This window comes from Bifidobacterium saguini DSM 23967, assembly GCF_000741715.1.
Lineage (GTDB): Bacteria > Actinomycetota > Actinomycetes > Actinomycetales > Bifidobacteriaceae > Bifidobacterium > Bifidobacterium saguini.
The window spans coordinates 117,742-135,297 of record NZ_JGZN01000005.1 but is presented as its reverse complement, the minus strand read 5'-3'; the positions used below and the strand labels follow the sequence as shown (position 1 = coordinate 135,297).

General features: G+C 57.3%; 13 protein-coding genes. 3 read left to right on the top strand and 10 right to left on the bottom strand.

The window, feature by feature from the left end; genetic code table 11:
* Positions 1 to 6: 6 nt before the first annotated feature.
* From BISA_RS02755 to xerA, 4 genes are all read right to left on the bottom strand, one after another.
* Entirely contained in the window at positions 7 to 1,011 is a 1,005-nt protein-coding gene (locus BISA_RS02755; protein WP_033890176.1) for an ABC transporter permease, read from the bottom strand.
* A gap of 20 nt (positions 1,012 to 1,031) precedes the next feature.
* Positions 1,032 to 1,958 (bottom strand): ABC transporter permease, encoded by a 927-nt coding sequence (locus tag BISA_RS02750; RefSeq protein ID WP_033890082.1) that lies wholly within the window; start codon positions 1,956 to 1,958, stop codon positions 1,032 to 1,034.
* Between the two features lie 219 nt (positions 1,959 to 2,177).
* Positions 2,178 to 3,815: a peptide ABC transporter substrate-binding protein gene (locus BISA_RS02745; RefSeq protein WP_033890081.1), complete on the bottom strand. Its 1,638-nt coding sequence runs from the start codon at positions 3,813 to 3,815 to the stop codon at positions 2,178 to 2,180.
* A 250-nt stretch (positions 3,816 to 4,065) separates the two neighbouring features.
* Positions 4,066 to 5,016: a site-specific tyrosine recombinase/integron integrase gene (gene xerA / locus BISA_RS02740; protein ID WP_033890080.1), complete on the bottom strand. Its 951-nt coding sequence runs from the start codon at positions 5,014 to 5,016 to the stop codon at positions 4,066 to 4,068.
* An 81-nt stretch (positions 5,017 to 5,097) separates the two neighbouring features.
* Here xerA and BISA_RS02735 point away from each other — a divergent pair, with 81 nt between their 5' ends.
* Positions 5,098 to 5,922: an ABC transporter ATP-binding protein gene (locus BISA_RS02735; protein WP_033890079.1), complete on the top strand. Its 825-nt coding sequence runs from the start codon at positions 5,098 to 5,100 to the stop codon at positions 5,920 to 5,922.
* Entirely contained in the window at positions 5,919 to 8,840 is a 2,922-nt protein-coding gene (locus BISA_RS02730) for an ABC transporter permease (protein WP_033890077.1), read from the top strand. The genes BISA_RS02735 and BISA_RS02730 overlap by 4 nt, the downstream gene beginning before the upstream one ends.
* Before the next feature lie 7 nt (positions 8,841 to 8,847).
* Here the strand turns inward: BISA_RS02730 and BISA_RS02725 are convergent, their stop codons facing one another.
* The 5 genes from BISA_RS02725 to typA form a co-directional block, all read right to left on the bottom strand.
* Positions 8,848 to 9,105, bottom strand: a complete 258-nt coding sequence (locus tag BISA_RS02725) for a DUF6725 family protein (protein WP_033890175.1) — start codon at positions 9,103 to 9,105, stop codon at positions 8,848 to 8,850.
* A 105-nt stretch (positions 9,106 to 9,210) separates the two neighbouring features.
* On the bottom strand, positions 9,211 to 10,212 hold the full coding sequence (locus BISA_RS02720) for a prephenate dehydrogenase (protein ID WP_033890076.1): 1,002 nt from the start codon (positions 10,210 to 10,212) through the stop codon (positions 9,211 to 9,213).
* Positions 10,206 to 11,186 carry a prephenate dehydratase gene (locus BISA_RS02715; protein ID WP_033890075.1) on the bottom strand — a complete coding sequence of 327 codons (981 nt, stop codon included), beginning with the start codon at positions 11,184 to 11,186 and terminating at the stop codon, positions 10,206 to 10,208. Before BISA_RS02715 ends, BISA_RS02720 begins: the two co-directional genes overlap by 7 nt.
* Positions 11,187 to 11,278: 92 nt before the next feature.
* Complete coding sequence (locus tag BISA_RS02710) at positions 11,279 to 11,689, bottom strand: hypothetical protein (RefSeq protein ID WP_033890074.1); 411 nt, start codon at positions 11,687 to 11,689, stop codon at positions 11,279 to 11,281.
* A gap of 156 nt (positions 11,690 to 11,845) precedes the next feature.
* Positions 11,846 to 13,771: a translational GTPase TypA gene (typA, locus tag BISA_RS02705; protein ID WP_033890073.1), complete on the bottom strand. Its 1,926-nt coding sequence runs from the start codon at positions 13,769 to 13,771 to the stop codon at positions 11,846 to 11,848.
* Between the two features lie 267 nt (positions 13,772 to 14,038).
* Here typA and BISA_RS02700 point away from each other — a divergent pair, with 267 nt between their 5' ends.
* A complete protein-coding gene (locus tag BISA_RS02700) occupies positions 14,039 to 16,924 on the top strand; it encodes a CAP domain-containing protein (protein ID WP_033890072.1) in 2,886 nt (961 codons plus the stop codon).
* Positions 16,925 to 16,991: 67 nt separating this feature from the next.
* Here BISA_RS02700 and BISA_RS02695 read toward each other — a convergent pair whose 3' ends face one another.
* The gene (locus tag BISA_RS02695; protein WP_033890071.1) at positions 16,992 to 17,555 is read right to left on the bottom strand and encodes an isochorismatase family protein; all 564 of its coding nucleotides are present in this window, start codon (positions 17,553 to 17,555) and stop codon (positions 16,992 to 16,994) included.
* Position 17,556: the final 1 nt, after the last annotated feature.

The window sequence follows — 17,556 nt, the reverse complement described above, 5'->3', positions numbered from 1 at the left end:
CCTTGCTCAGGCCGTACGGCTCTTCGGGTCAAGGGCATCCTTGACGGCGTCACCCATCATGATGAATGCAAGCACGGTGATAGCCAGTGCGGCAGACGGGTAGAACAGCACGAGCGGATCGGTCTGCAAGTTGGTCTGGGCGCTGGAGATATCGCCGCCCCAGCTCACGGTGGTGGTGGGCAGGCCCACACCAAGGAAGCTCAGCGTTGCTTCAGCCACAATGTAGGAAGCCAGAGACGTGGTGCCGATAACGATGATCGGGGCCAAGGAGTTCGGCAGGATGTGGCGGAACAGGTTGCGCATAGGCGTGGAGCCCAGTGCGGTGGATGCGGTGTTGAACTCAAGGTTCTTGGCTTCAAGCACTGCGCTTCGTGCGATACGGCACACACCGACCCAGCCGAAGAGCGCTAGCACGAGCACGACCTTCCAGATGGACTTGGAGGACTTGAACATCTGCAGCACGACGATAGCGCCAAGCAGCATAGGCAGTGCGAAGAAGATATCGGTGATACGGCTCAGCACGGCGTCAATCCAGCCACCGCAGAAACCGGCGATAGCACCGATGAGCGTACCAAGAGCCACCACAAGCAGTGTGGAAAGCAAACCGACGGACAGGGAGGTGCGGGTGCCGTACACCACACGAGTGTAGACATCGCAGCCCTGCAGGTCGTAGCCGAACGGATGACCGCTGGAAGCTGCGCTCAGGGAGTTGGCCAGATCGCAAGCGTTCGGATCCTGCTTGGTGAACAGGCCCGGGGCGATGGCCACAATGATGATGAAGATAATGAGCAAGCCCGAGATGATGAACAGCGGGTTGCGGCGCAGGGTTCGCCATGCGTCGGCCCACATGCTGGTGGCCGGAGCGGACTCATCCACGGAATCGACATCCTGAAGCGGAGTCTCATCAATGGGAGCCACGTAACGATCCTGACCAGGCAAGGTCTCCATGAAGTACTCAGGAGTCGGCTCGCCAGAATTATCAAGCTCGTTGTCGAGATTTTCGTTAGTCATGTTGTTCACTCCTCTCCTTCTCACGCGTAGCGGATGCGCGGATCGAGGGCCGCGTACAGCATATCGACGACGAGGTTGCACACCACGAAGATCAGCATGAGCAACGTGACGATGGACACCACGAGGTTGGCTTCACCCTTCAGAATGGACTGGTAAGTAAGGAAGCCGATGCCGTGGATATTGAAGATCTGTTCGGTGATCATTGCGCCGCCCATCAGGCCGCCGATGTCCTGGCCCAAGTAGGTGACGACCGGAATCAGGGAGTTGCGCAGTACGTGGCGCAGCATCACCTGTCCGTTGGACATGCCCTTGGCGCGTGCGGTGCGCACGTAATCCTCAGCGATGTTGGAGGAGATTTCAGCGCGGGTCAATCGGATGATATATGCCATTGACACTGAGCCAAGCACCATAGCCGGCATCAGCAAATCAAGGAAGGTCGGATCGGCACCTGCGGTCACCGGCAAGATGGACCACTGGATGCCGAGCAGGTACTGCAGCACAAAGCCGGTGACGAAGGTCGGCACGGAGATAAGCAGCAGGGAGACGATCAGGATAACCGTGTCGTACCACTTGCCCTTCTTGAGGCCGGAGATGATACCGAAGACCACGCCGAAAATCGCCTCAAAGACGAATGCCATCAGGCCAAGCTTAATCGTGACCGGGAAGGCACGGCCGATTTCATCGATAACAGGCTGGCCGGCGAAGGTGTTGCCGAAGTCGAGGGTCAACGCGTTCTTCAGATAGATGAAGTACTGAACAATGAACGGCTGATCGAGATGGTACTCTGCGCGGATCTGGGCTGCGACAGCTTCATTAATCGGCTTATCACCAAACATAGCCTTGACGGGGTCGCCAGGCAGCAGGAAGACAAGCGCGTACACCAAAAGCGTCGTGCCGAGAACCACGGGGATCATCTGCAGAATACGTCGCAGAAGATACTTACCCATACGGTTGCTCCTTATTCCATGACCGGCTTCGGAGGGTATGCGTTGCCCTTGCCGGTCGGCAAATACGTCGATAGTTTACCGCATGCCTTGACGGCGGTATGTAAACTCACGTTAACTCGCCCGATTATTGGACGTAAATATATGAAAAGGGGCGGGGATCATACGATCCTCGCCCCTTGAATTACCGAACTATATGCTCGATGTCAGATGAGTTTCAACTCACTTCTTGGACATTGCAGCGTAGGTCGGGAGGTTCTGCCAATCGAAGGCGTAGCCGGACTTGATGTTCAGGGAAGCCACACCGTTAGCGTTGGAGTAGTACAGCGGGATAGCCGGCAGATCCTTGAGGAGGATCTCCTGAGCCTGCTGGTACAGCTTGTTGGCGTCATCGGTGGTCTTGGCAGCAGCAGCCTGCAGGCACAGGTTGTCGAAGTCAGGGTTCTTGTAATCGCCATCGTTGGAGCCCTTGCCGTCAGCAGCAGCGGTGGAGTACAGCTGCCACAGGTAGTTCTCAGCGGACGGGTAATCAGGCTGCCAGCCGGTACGGAAGGCGCCGGTCATCTGACGGTTGGTCACAGCGTCGCGGAATTCCTGGAAGGTCGGAATCGGGTTGGTGGAAGCGTCGATGCCGAGGTTGTTCTTCAGCTGGTTCACGACAGCGTCGTAAAGCGGCTTAGCGCCACCATCAGCGTTGTAGGAGAAGGTCAGCGGGCCATCGTACTTGGAGATGGCGTCGGCCTTGGCCCACAGTTCCTTAGCCTTCTTGGCGTTGAACTTCAGGTTGTCAGCACCGTTCAGGGAGTCGGAGTAGCCCGGGGTCTTCGGGGAGGTGAAGTCGGTAGCGGCGGTTGCGTTGCCGTTCAGCACCTTGTCGATGATCTGGTCGCGGTCGATAGCCATAGAGATGGCCTGGCGACGCAGCTGGCCTTCTTCGTCGTTCTTGAAGTGGTCAAGGGTGGACGGAATGGTGAAGGTCTGGATGACGGAGCCAGCCTCGGAGTACGGCTGAACCTTCTTGTCGGTCTTGAAGGTCTTGGTGAAGGCGGCCGGGACGGATTCCATCACGTCGAGGTTGCCAGCCTGGATGTCGCGGTAAGCGGCGGAGTCGTCGGTGTAGACCTTGAAGGTCACGCCGTCGTTCTTGACTTCCTCGTTGCCCTTGTAGTCAGGGTTCTTCACGAGGGCGATTTCCTTGTTGTGATCCCAGTGATCCAGCTTGTACGGGCCGTTACCGACCGGCTTCTGGCCAAAGGCCTTCGGATCCTTGTAGAAGGACTCCGGCAGCGGAGCGAAGGCCAGGTAGCCGACCTTAATCGGGAACACGGAATCGGACTGGTTCAGATCAACGGTGAAGGTGGTGTCGTCCACAACCTTCAGGCCGGAGAGCTGCTCGGTGCCCTTGAGGCCGTCAGCCTGCAGCTCGTCGTAGCCCTTGATGGTGGAGAAGAAGGAGGAAGCCTTCTGAGCGTTCTTGGCGTTGGCAGCGTAGGACCAAGCCTTGGTGAAGGACTCAGCGGTGACCGGGGTGCCATCGGTGAACTTCCAGCCGGACTTCAGCTTGATGGTGTACTGGGTAACGTCATCGTTCGGGGTGATGGACTCAGCCACTTCGTTGGAAGCCTTGCCATCCTTGTCGAAGGAGACCAGACGGGAGAACAGCAGATCGCCCGGCTTGCCGCCACCAGTTTCGTTGGTGTTGGACGGGATCAGCGGGTTCTGAGGCTCGGAGTTGTAAGCGGTGATGATGTTAGCGCCGGCAGTATCGGAGGCGGTGCTGGAGCTGGAGCCGCCGCAGGCGCTCAGCAGCATAGCCATGGAGCAAGCCACGGCAGCGAAAGCAAGAGCTTTCTTCTTCATATGTTTTCTCCTATTCATAAGGTCGCAGGGCCGAAGCCCCACTTTCACGCGAACGGGGCTGGCTACCAGAGGCGCGTTGTGCGCGCCTGCCGGCAAACCAACCCCGTTGCTGATTGATTGCATTGTCTCGCACTTTGGAGACAAGAAGCAAATTCCATGTTACGTATATGTTAAATCGATGGCCTTTCAAAGGCTATCTTCAGCCTGAACACAGCTTCATTGGGTAGTGTCCACATTTTGGTCAGGTCGGTTATGCTCGGGGGAAGGCCTGCACATATCGAGTCTTCAGCTGTTCAATGGAAACATGCGTGTACCGCTGCGTGGTTTTCAGCGAGGCATGACCAAGCAATTCCTGAACTTCTCTCAAGTCGGCTCCCCCATCCAGCATGTGCGTAGCCGCCGAGTGGCGCAACGCATGCGGGCTAATGTCCGGAACTCCGGCTTCTTGCGCTGCCTTATGCACTACGTCGCGAGCCACACGTTGATTCAGCCGTCCACCGCGAGCGCCGAGGAATAGCGCATCCGCTGAATTCAGGTTTTCGAGTTTGGCTCGCCCTTCCGCCAGCCAGATTTCAAGAGCCCGCATTGCCGGAGCTCCGAAAGGCACTACGCGCTGTTTGTTGCCTTTGCCGGTGACTTTGATGGTGCGATTGGCGAAATCCACGTCATGAACATTCAGTGCTATTAACTCCGCAATACGAATGCCCGTGGCGTAGAGCAATTCAAGAATCGCAGTATTGCGCTGGGTTTCGGCACGCATGCGCACTTCAAGCCCGGTTTCGTTATTGTTGTTGGAGTCAGCCTCATCGACGCTGGCATCGTCAGCATCCGCCTGATCCATGAGTTGCTCGGCTTGTACCTCGGTAAGCACCGATGGCAGCGTGTTGGGAATGGAAGGAGTCAGCAATGTGGCCGCCTGATTGGTGCGCATTATTCCATGTTCATATCCCCAAGAGAAAAACCCGCGTACGGCCACGGTTTTGCGCGCCATACTGCTTCTTGCATGATTACGCGATTCCGAAGCCATCCAACTGCGTAAATCATCGAGGGTTATCTCATTAAGATCGCTTACTCCGCGGCGTACGAATAAGGCTAAACATGATTCGATATCACTGCGATACGCTTTCAGCGTATTTGTCGAAAGTCCTTTATTCGCTTTCAAGTGATTGATAAAGGCGTCAATATGCTGTTCGAAATGCATGCTGGCGAACGCCTCCCTTATGCTGAAATCACTCGTTGGATAAACTATAGAGCGTAGTCCAACGAAACGGATTGGGGCATTATGGCACGGCACAGCGCGCGCGGCAGGAAGAACGTCATCAATCAGCAGGATCATGTAGTGGCTAGGGCTATTGATCTGACAAAAATCTACGGTGATGCGGACAATCAGGTCGTGGCGTTGGACCATGTGAATGTGGAATTCGAGCGTGGCCATATGACCGCTATTATGGGACCCTCCGGATCAGGCAAATCCACGCTGATGCATTGCATGGCTGGGCTTGACCAGCCTACAAGCGGCAAAGTGATTGTTGAGGGGCTGGAAGTATCCTCAATGAACCAGCGCCAATTGACCAATCTGCGGCGCGAACAGATTGGTTTCATCTTCCAATCCTTCAATCTGGTTCCCACCCTCAGTGCCGAGGAGAATATTCTGCTGCCATTACAGATTGCGAAAAAACCGATTGACCGCAAATGGTTCAAACAAGTGGTCAAAGTAGTGGGTCTTGAACGGCGTCTCGATCATCGTCCAAGCCAGCTTTCCGGCGGCCAGCAGCAGCGCGTGGCTTGTGCCCGCGCGATGATGGCTCGCCCGTCCGTGATTTTTGCCGACGAACCTACCGGCAATCTGGATTCTCGCTCCAGCCGTGAGGTACTGGGCTTTTTGAAGCAGTCCGTGCACGAGTATGGGCAGTCGATTGTGATGGTGACTCATGATCCTCGTGCCGCCTCCTATGCCGATCGTGTGCTTGTTTTGGCGGATGGCCATATCACTCAGGATTTGCATCATCCTACGTATGAGCAAATTCTTGAGGTATTCGCCGATGACGCCGATGCTGGCAACGACTCCACTAATGCAGCGCATATGACGCAGGAGAGCCACGCATGATCATCATTGGCTTGCGCGATGCCCGCGCGCACTTCGGACGGTTCGTGATGTCCATCATCGCCATTGCATTAGGCGTGAGTTTCGTGGTTGGCTCGTTCTGTTTCCGCGAAATGATGAATAATCAGGTCGATCAGATGATGGCCTCGAATTCCGATGCCGACGTCTATGTGCGCGGCAACAAGGAACAGAAGGATTCCACGTCCGCAACGTTTGGAGCTTCTTCCGATTCAGGTTCCGGCTCGAGTTCAAGCTCGAATTCAACGTCGGCAGAGTCGAAAAACTATAATCGCATCGATATTGATCTGGCAGACACCATCAACGGCGTAACAGGCGTGGATACCGCCGAAGCTGTGTATGAGGTGAATGGCCTGGTGCTGGTGGGCAAAGACGATAATGCCGTCTCCACCACGGGCGGCGTGACCGTTGGCATGGGATTGGCGAAAGGTACTTGGCGTTCGGCTACCCTTACGCAGGGGCGCTGGGCCAAAGCCAAAGACGAAATCACGTTGCACACGTTCGCGGCCGAGAGCGCCGGTCTCAAGATCGGCGACACCACGAAAATCGTGTATCCGGATGGTCCAGCCGACGTGCATGTGGTCGGTATTTTTTCCACTGCATCTTCTCAGGCTGGGGCAATCATCATTGGTCTGAATCCTCAGACCGCGAAAGAGTATTTTCAACAGCAGTCTGGGCAGGTGGGCACTGCCCGGTATCTGACCGTATATGGTTCGGCTGCAGGCGGACAACCATTGAATGTAGCGCAGCAGCAAACGCTGGCCGATAGCATTAATGCCGCATTGCCGTCCGATGCGCATGCGGTGGCGGTGACCGGCCAGAGTGTGCGCGACGATAATGCCGCAAGCACTAAGAAAGCATTGGGCTTTATCCAGCCGCTGATTCTTATTTTCGCGATTATCGCCTTGTTTGTTGGTTCGTTCATTATTACGAACACGTTCTCGATGATCGTGCGTGAATCGATGCGTGGTTATGCACTGTTGCGCTCTATCGGCGCCTCCCCTATCCAAGTGTTCATCACGGTAGCCGTGCAGGCCATTCTGCTCGGTTTGGTCGGCTCCGGTATCGGCATAGGATTGGGCTGGCTCATGGTCAAAGGCATCGTGGCGCTGATGGCGCACATGGGCACGCCGATGACCGGCGCGGTGGATCCCAGCATTTCCGATATGCTGATCGGCTTAATCGTAGGCGTTCTGGTTACGTTCGTTGGTGCATCGTTGCCGGCTCGCCGTGCAGCGACAGCACCGCCGATTCAAGCGATGAATGAAACCGTCAACCCGGAGAAGCCGGTCTGGCCACGCGGCATTACCGGCACGGTGATGATTGTCTTAGGTTCCTTGGCGTGGCTGTTGTGCTGGCGTATCGCTTGGGCTAATGATGCCGATGTTGCCGTGTCTGACTGGAGCTGGTTCAACAATGGGGTCAAATCACTTGGCACCGGTTGGCCTTTGGGCATAGGCGCAGGTTTGGTGGTCATTGGTGTGATTGTGCTTGCTCCCGCTTTGGTAACTCCAACGAGCGCTGTGCTCGGTTGGATTCCCGCGCATGTGTTCACCGTCACCGGCAAACTTGCCACACGCAATCTTTCACGTAGCAAACGCCGCACTGCAAACACTGCGGCTGCACTATTCGTTGGCGTGGCCATCGTCAGCTGTCTGAGTGTGGTAGCCGCTTCGGCGAAGGCTTCGGTGGCCGGCATTGTGGATTCGGGTCTTCAATCCGATTTTTCTGCCATGTCGGTCTCCAGTGGGCAGATTCCGGATGATGCAATAGCTGCGATTAAGAAAACCAAGGGCGTGGGCACGGTATCGCAAAGCCGGATGCTTATGAACGTGACCTACGGTTCCGGTGATGATGCAACTGTTGCGATGACGTTTGCAGAGCAGCCTTCCCTGTTCACGAAAGTGTTTGCCCCGGTAACCAATTCGGGCGATGCGAATACAGCATTGCGAAATGGCGAATTGGTGGTCGGCCTGCAGGTTGCAAAAGACAACGGCTGGAAGGTTGGCGACACGGTCAAAGTCAACGGGCAGCAGGTGGTGGTCGATAAGGAGGCCACGGCCAAGGCTCAAGCTGATTATCAGGCGCAGGTCAAGACGAACATTGATGGTCTTACCGCTGAAGCGCAGCGATTGCTGGCTGCAGGAGACACGGCGGGAGCTCAGGCGAAATCAGCTGAGGCGCAGAAAGCTGCCGAGGATGCGCAGAACGTCGATCCGGCGACTTTGGTGAAAACCAAAACCGAAACCACTCATGTCACGATGAAGATCGGTGCCATTATTGAGAATTCCATTTATCGTTCGATGGTGTTGATGAACGATGATGCGGCGGGCAAGATCGCGAACCAGTACACGATGTTCACCATCATGTTGTTCATTAATGCAAAGCACGGTACCAATATCAATGTACTGAAAGCACGATTGATTAAGGCTGTAAAACCATATTATGTGGTGAACGTGCAGGATCGAGACGAATTCAAATCCACAATGAGTTCGATGGTCGATCAAATTTTGCTGGTGTTGTATGCCTTGTTGGCACTATCGATTGTGATTGCAATCTTCGGAATTGTGAATACGCTGGCTTTGTCCGTCTCCGAGCGCACCAAAGAAATCGGCTTGCTTCGAGCCATCGGCACGTCGCGTGCACAAGTACGTGGCATGCTCGGCATTGAAGCGTCGATTATCGCGGTATTCGGCACAGTACTAGGCATGGTAGTCGGCGTGGCAGCAGGCGTGGTCATCCGCGCTGTCTATGAGGCCAATGGTCTATCGGCATTGAGTATCCCGTTGAATCAACTGGGAGCATTCCTTGTGCTGTCGATTCTGGTGGGTCTTATTGCCTCCGTCTCCCCTGCCTCTCGCGCGCTGAAGCAACCGGTACTGGATGCCGTAGCTGCCGAGTAGCAACCGGCTACGGGCGAGGCTGTTGCTTCGGACGCTCTGGTACCGGCTTCAACGTGGCAATCTGCTCCTGATGGATGATTACATTTTGTGCTGGGCGCGAACCATTGGCTGCAGGATCGCGCACCATCTCTAGCGTGTATCCATCCCATGAAGTCACATGACCTACATAGTCACGGAACTTCATACGCCCATCTTCTGGATCCACACCATCGGTAATACGTACTACCACGCGAGCACCTACCGGAATCTGTCTTGGCAACGTCATGGTAATCATCCCCTATCTGTGCTATTCGCATCGTCAACGCTGACGTATCGCGATTCACGTATTCCACTGTACGCCTATTAATCGCGATACGGCTTTAACGCGCGGCTATATTGCAGGACGCAGTTCAATGATTGCCTGCTGAAGATTGACGAAACCGGTAATCGCTTCACCTCGTCTGGCTGAGAACAACAGCGTCTGCTGCCATCCTCGTTCCGGGATTTCCAGCTCCTGCCGATTGAACGCATCCTCAGCATTGATTGCAGCCTTATAACGGCGGAACGGGTTACCTGCGGCAAAGAATTCCTTGAGAGCGTCGGAATCATTGTCATGAAGCTGATCGGCCACCGCGGTAAGTCGTGCGGCCATACGGCGCAGCAAAACTTCCACGTTCAAGGCATCCTCCTCGACCATAGCCCGTGTACGGTCAGGGTCAGTGAGCGCCACACGAGTCATGTCGCGCCAGCAACCAGCAGCCAGTGCCGCAGCGACATTACGATCCGGATTGGCAGATAGTTCGTTAATCAACGCAGTAGAAACCACATGGGGCATGTGCGAAATCATCGCAGCGCCTTTATCGTGAGTTTCATCATCAAGCACAATGATTCTATTGCCCACATCATGCGTAATCATGGCGGCCACTGTGTAGAAACGGTTGTATGACGTATCCTCATCCACGGTCACTGCCCAGAGCGCATCATCGTAGAGATGCGGGTCGGCGGCTTGCCAGCCGGAAAGCTCATTGCCGGCCATTGGATGAGCGCCCACATAGCACTCTCCCAATCCCGCAGCCTTGACCTGATCGCGAACCATGCCTTTGACCGAGCCGACATCAGTAAGCGTGGTGCGAGGAGATTTGGCCAATAACGGCTTGAGTTCAGCGAGGATGGCAGGCATCGCTTTCAAAGGATTGCACAGCACTACCACATCAGGCTCTGCGCTCATCAGCTCGGCAAGAGTGCTCTTGCAGTAGATGCCATCCGCTTCAGCCTGAGCATACGGATGCGGCCGGTGATTCCAGGCCACTACCCTGATACCACGCTGAGCTAAACGTCTGGCCAGGGATCCACCGATGAGACCGAGTCCCACAATGCCAACTGTATCTACCACAACAGTTCCTTTCTTACGCTCTCAGTGTGCTGCCAACCCTCTGGCGTGTGTTCCGCATCAATATGGATGCCACCTTCGGGCAACATCCATGCGTCCACGGGCGGATTCGGACGTTCACGGCGTGGGTAAACAGCCAAGGTCTTCATCCAAATACCCTTCATGGCCAAGATTTCCAATACTTTTTGGAATCGAGGCTCCCAAGGTGCAGCGTCCAGCGTATCGATGAAGCTATACGTGCCATCATGACCTTTGATAGGTCGGGACATGAAACTGGTCATGTTCAATCCGGCAACGCGCAGAATATCAAGTATATTGGCCACGACTCCCGGCCCCGTGGCTAATGGAATGAAGGTGATGATGGTCTCAAAATCAGTCGCATCGCCATGCCGGGCGCGAGCATTGAGTTCCTGAACAACATCGCGAGGTGCAATAACCAAAAAATCGGTTCTTGCACCGTTAAAATCCTGCACATGCTCGCCAAGTACGTCAAGATCGTAGAGCTTGCCGCAAATGCTTGGGCCCAGTGCCACCTGACCAGGTTGTAAATCACGGCATGCTGCAGCGTTAGATGATGCCGGCTTAGGCTTGAGATGATGCTCAGCAATGAATTTCGTGCATTGTGCGAGGCCGTGCGGATGAGCGCTCACCGGCTGACCGGCGCAATCATAAATCGCATGGCCTTTCACTGTGAATGCGTTGAATGCCACATCCACACTGACTCTGGTGAAACCTGCCACATCGGTGGAGTCGATCAGTGCATCCAGATTTGGAACCACGTAACCTTCAACGTTGTTTTCCCATGCAATCACGCCCCAGCCTTGACGCGACTGCACAGCATTCATGATTGCCGGCACATCAGGCAGCGGGATAAGATCAAAATCCGCCATAGGGGCGAACTGGTTGGCAGCCGTCATTGCCGCCTGATGGGTGAATGTGCCTTCCGGGCCGAGATAATACAGTTGTATGCGCGCCATAACGCTCTATCGTAGCGGGTGAGCTGCTGCTCGTGCACCGCAATTTCAGGAACGCGGTATTGCTTGGAACGTCATCGTCAAAACGCGGGGCGTCAGTGTTTTGCAGGAATGACGAACCAGCGAGAGGGCAATACCAGCAGCACAACCTGAATAATAACGATGCCATACAGCCAGATATATCCGGCATGCTGGGTGAAGTATGGCATGTCACCTTGGAATCCCGCCACAATCAGCGCTTTGCCGGATGTTGTGGTCAAGGCAAGTCCCCATGCGGTCATCGAAGAAGTAATGAGATGCAATGCCAGGCCGGTGACGCCGAGCCGTGCACGCGCGCACCATGAGGAGAGAACAATCAGCGCAAAAGCCAGCACCAATCCGTATGGAATATTCAGGTCCGCGCCCATACGATGCGCGAACGTACCCACAAACGCGGCAAGCGCGCCGGCCAAGATCGTAATTACCGCTCTGACCAACGCGCTCTGCCTATGCGACCAAGGTTTCATCTCACCTTACTTAGTCTGGTTATTCTGCTGAGCCGTTTAATGGTGTTCTGACGATGCCGAGGCGTTAAACGAACAGTCCAGTGGACTGTTCGTAGCCGAGGTGAGCGGATGCCACCACAAGGCATCCGCGAAGGCAGCGTCGTCAGAATAATCAGACTACTTAGTCTGATTATTCTGACGACGCTGCTTGGCGCGCCACTTGTACCAATCTTCACGGCCAAGGATGATCTTGCGCACGCGGATGGACTCCGGAGTCACTTCCACGCACTCGTCCTCGTTAGCGAAGTCCAGGGACTCTTCGAGGCTCATCTTGATCGGCGGGGTCAGGGTTTCCAGCACGTCAGCGGTGGAGGAACGCATGTTGGTCATGTGCTTGGCCAGCGTAATGTTCACGTCCAGCTCGTCCGGCTTGTTGTTCACGCCCACAACCTGGCCTTCGTAGACCGGAGACTGCGGCTCGACGAAGAAGTTGCCGCGAGCCTGCAGACGCTGCATGGCGTACGGGGTGGCGACACCCTGACGGTCGGAAACCATAGAGCCGTTCTGACGGGTCACAATCTGGCCAGCCCACGGAGCGTAGCCAGCGGAGATGGAGGATGCGATGCCGGTGCCGCGGGTGGCAGACAGCAGTGCGGTGCGGAAGCCGATCAGGCCACGGGACGGCACGGTGAACTGCAGACGCACCCAACCGGAGCCGTGGTTGGACATGGAGTCCATGCGGCCCTTACGATCGGCCATGAGCTGGGTGACGGTACCCATGTACTCTTCCGGCACGTCGATGGTAGTGCTTTCCATAGGCTCGTTGACCACGCCGTCGATCTTCTTGGTGACCACCTGCGGGCGGCCAACGGTCAGCTCGTAGCCTTCGCGACGCATCTGCTCGGCCAGCACAGCCAGTGCCAGCTCGCCACGGCCCTGCACTTCCCAAGCGTCAGGACGGTCGGTCGGCAGCACCTTGATGGACACGTTACCGATGAGCTCGCGGTCCAGACGATCCTTAATCATGCGGGCGGTGAGCTTATGGTCCTTGCCTTCAGTGCCGGCCAGCGGGGAATCGTTAACACCGAAGGTCATGGAGATGGCCGGATCGTCAACGTGAATCAGCGGAAGCGGCTTCGGATCGTTGGGGTCAACGATGGTTTCGCCAATCATGATGTCGTTCACGCCGGCGACTGCCACGATGTCGCCAGGACCAGCGGAGGCCACGGGGGTACGCTCAAGGCCCTGAGTGCGCAGCAGTTCGGCAACGCGGAAGTTCTCAATGGAGCCATCCACACGGCTCAGACCATAGGTCTTGCCCTTCTCGAGGGTGCCGTTGTAGATGCGGACCAGGCCGAGTCGGCCAAGGAAGTCGGAAGAGTCGATGTTGGCCACATGTGCCTGCAGCGGTGCGCCTTCCTCGTATTCCGGAGCCGGAATGTACTTGATGATGTCTTCGAACAGCGGCTCAAGGTTGTCGTTGTCCGGCAGAGCACCGTTCTCCGGCTGGTTGGTGGAGGCGTAACCGGCCTTGGCGGCGCAGTAGACAACCGGCAGGTCGAGCAGGTGATCGAGATCAAGGTCGATGCCTTCCTCGACAACGTCCTGAGCAAGGCCCAGCAGCAGATCGGTAGATTCGGAGACAACCTCATCGATACGGGCATCCGGACGATCAACCTTGTTCACGCACAGAATGACCGGCAGCTTGGCTTCCAAAGCCTTGCGCAGCACGAAACGGGTCTGCGGCAGCGGGCCTTCGGAGGCGTCCACGAGCAGCACAACGCCGTCGACCATAGAGATGCCGCGCTCCACCTCGCCGCCGAAGTCGGCGTGGCCAGGGGTATCGATGATGTTCAGGGTGATGCCATCCGGGTGACCATACTTGGTGGCCAGCGGGCCGGTGTATTCCACAGCCGTGTTCTTGGCGAGAATGGTGATGCCCTTCTCGCGTTCGAGATCGTTGGAGTCCATCACACGATCCGGGACTTCCTCACGCTCGTTGAACACATGGGACTGCTGAAGCATGGCATTGACCAGCGTGGTCTTGCCGTGATCGACGTGAGCCACAATCGCCACATTACGGATATCTCCACGAACCGCCATCGAAACCTCTCTTAATACTGATTCTTTTGCGTAATCGTTCGGTACTTGCGTACTTTTGTACTTATCTATTGGGTTTTGTTTTCCCTGTACTTACACACAAACCGTCACGAGTGTACCGGCACATCTTGACACATGCCGAGATCTCGCTTAATTCAAAAAATCAATGATATAGATTCCAAATATTGAACGGCAGGTAGCCCCCCCCCCCACGCACCCCCGATAGTTTGGCAATTAGACATAGAGGTCTAAGTGAGAAAGAGGTTCATTATGGCTCATACTGCAACAAAAGCAACGATAGCTACTGTTGCTACGTTGGCTACGTTGACTGCTCCGGCGGTGGCTATGGCCGATGAGACGGCAAGCACCCAGCAGGATGCCGCCTCGCAGGCGATCAGTCAGGCTCAGGATGCGGTGAACACGGCCCAGGAAAGCGTCGAGACGGCTTCCAAGGCCGCCCCCACTTCGGTGACGGAGGCTCAGGCGAAGGCGGACGCGGCAGCTGGCGCGTTGGATTCGGCGAAGCAGAATCTGGATGCCGCGGCTTCGGCGCAGCAGCAGGCCGCCGATCAGCAGACCCAGGCCCAGCAGGCGGCCGACAAGGCGCAGGCCGCGCAGCAGCAGGCCGCGCAGGATGTGCAGGACGCCCCCGCGAAGATCGAGCAGGCGCAGCAGGCCGTGCAGGACGCGCAGTCGGCGATCCAGCAGTCGCAGGATGCGATGAAGCAGGCCCAGCAGGATCAGCAGACCGCACAGTCGGAGAAGCAGTCGGCTCAGGATGCGAAGGATTCAGCTCAGGCGGAAGCGGACAAGCATCAGCAGGAGGCGGACAAGGCGCAACAGCAGGTTGACGCCGCTTCCAAGCAGGAGTCCGCCGCCCAGTCGAAGGCGGACAAGGCCGACCAGTCGCTCACCGCCGCCCAGTCAAAGGCGGACAAGGCGGAGGCCGCGTTGAAGCAGGCGCAGGCGGCCAAGACCGCCGCGAAGCAGGAGCTGGATGCCGCCAAGCAGGCGCAGTCCACGGCCCAGGGTGACAAGAAGGCCGCCGACCAGGCCGTCAAGGACGCGCAGGCGAAGCTGGATGCCGCGAAGAAGGCGGAGGCCGCTGCCAAGAGCGCGAAGGATAAGGCGGATGCGAAGGTCGAGCAGCTGTCCAAGGATGACGGCGGACTCTCGGACATGGCCGCGCAGTTGAAGGCCGCGCAGGACGCCGCGACGGAGGCCAAGGCCGCCCAGGCCAAGGCCGAGGCAGCCAGGAAGGCCGCGAATGATACGGTGAACGCGACCAGCGCCGAGGCGACGGCGAAGCAGCAGGCCGCCGACCAGGCCGCCAAGGATGCGGCCGCGAAGAAGGAGTTCGCCGACCAGGCACAGGCCAAGCTCAGCCAGGGCGCGGTCGCCTACTTCGGCGACAAGGGTGCCACCGACGCGGTCAAGGTGCTCACCGACCCGACCGCAACCCAGTACATCGACTCCATCCAGAACGGGGCGGAGGGTGATGCGACCACGTTCGAGAACATGATCGCATCCCTGAAATGGATCCAGGAAGCGAACGAGCTGCGCGCCAAGCATAACCTTCCCGCATTGAAGGTAACGGACACGATAATGGCCTATGCGATGGCCGATGTCGACTGGTCGGAATCCAATCTGAACCATGCCGGCCAATTCGCGGCTTCGGAGAATCTCGCTTGGGGCTATGACGACCCGTTCGACGGCTGGTACACGAAGGAGAAAGCGGAATACGACCGCGACATGGCCGACGGAGTGCTTGACGGGAAGGCCCCCGACGGCAATCGGGTAGGCAATTACGGGCACTACACGAACCTGATCAACGACTCGTTCACGGTCACCGGCTTCGCGGTCAGCCAGAACGGCGACTTCGGCGTCGTCACACACGGCCAGACATTCGCCGACGACCCCGATTATATCGGCATGGATGCGGGCCGTGTCATGGACGTGGACGCATATCTGAAGGATCTCACCGCCTACCATGACTCGCTCACCGCCGCCGGCTCCACGTATCAGGATGCCCTGTCGAAGTCCGAGCAGGCCGCGAAGGCCGCGCAATCCGCCGCCGACAGGGTCGCCGAAGCCAGGACGGCCGCCGACAAGGCGGCCGCCGAGGCGAAGGCCGCGCAGGAGAAGGCCGACCAGCTCGCCCAAAAGGCGAAGGAGGCCCAGGCCGCGTACGACGAGGCCGTGAAGGCTCAGGGCGACAAGGCATCCGCGTTGGAGCAGGCCCGCAAGGAGCAGGATCAGGCCAACACCGCGTACGAGAACGCCAAGAAGAACACCGCAACCGCCCAGTCGGATTCCGATACGGCGGTGAAAAACCAGTCCGACGCGCAGGCCAAGGTGGATGAGGCCGACCAGTCGGTGAAGGCCGCGCAGTCGGCCGTGGATGCGGCCGGCCAGAGCATCGCGAAGGCCCAGTCGGACAAGACCGCCGCCCAGCAGGAGATCAAGGACGCGACCACGGCGAAGGCCGAGGCCGGCGAGGAGCTCCAGTCCGCGAAGCAGGCTAAGACGGAGGCCCAGGCCGCGTTGGACAAGGCATTGGCAGCCAAGAACACGTCCGACCAGTCCGTGAAGGACGCTCAGACCAAGCTTGATGCCGCACAAGCCAAGGTGGATGCCGCCAAGCAGGCGTACGAGGCCGCGAAGGCCACGCACGATGCGGCGGTGAAGACGAAGACGGAGGCCGAGAACACCATCGCCTTCTATAAGGCCGCGCCGGATCGCCTCGCCAAGGCCGAACAGGCGTTGAAGGACGCGAACGCGAAGCTGGCCGAAGCCAACGAGGCCAAGACCAAGGCGGACGCCGCCTACGAAACCGCCAAAGCCACGTATGAGACCGCCAAGCAGGATAAGGATCAGGCCGACAAGGAGCTCGCCGCCGCCAAGCAGGCCCAGGCCGAAGCCGACAAGAAGGCCCAGGAGGAGCAGAAGAAGCAGCAGGAAGCCCAACAGAAGGCCGGCAAGGCGCAGCAGAAGGCGGATGCCGCCAAGAAGAAGGCCGAAACCCTGTCCAACACCGGCAGCGACACGACCACCATCCTCACCCTCACCGCGATTCTCACCCTAGCCGGCGCCGGATGCGTGCTCACCCGCGTACGCACCGCCAAGCATGCGGAAGGATGGCATCTTTCTAAGTAGCCACTAATACGGTAATGCCCTTGTGCCACCAGTCAACAGGCAGCACAAGGGCATTACTTATATCGAATCAGCCGAGGATTTCAGCAGAATCAGTGATAGTGATGAGCGGAGCAAACAGAGCCATCGTATCGAGGGCACGCTGATGATTCTTAGGGCTTGAGCCTTGGCAAGCATCTGCTGCCACGCGCACAGCAACACCGGCATCAGCTGCAGCAAGCGCAGTGGTAATCACGCAGCAATCAGTGGCCACACCGCACAGCACAATCTTCTTGGCTCCACCAATGGCTTGAGCAAGCTCACTCCCCCACTTGCCGAACGTATCGCGGCTGACAATAGGATGACCGGCTGCGAGCGCGGCAGTATCCTCAGTCAAGTCATACATAGGATCGTCCGGCGGCACTAGGAACTGCGGCCAATCCTTGAAGTAATCAATCCACGCATCCTGTGCTGGAGTTGGAGCCACATACCGGGTGTACACCACATGGTCGCCGTAAGCCTCAGCAAGAGCTTTGAACGCGGCATCCGTGGTATGGAAGGAGCCGTCCGGGCAAGCCCAATCGGACCAATCGGATTCAGCGAACACCTTCTGACGGTCGATAACCACCAGCCATTCATCGGATGGAACAGTCATG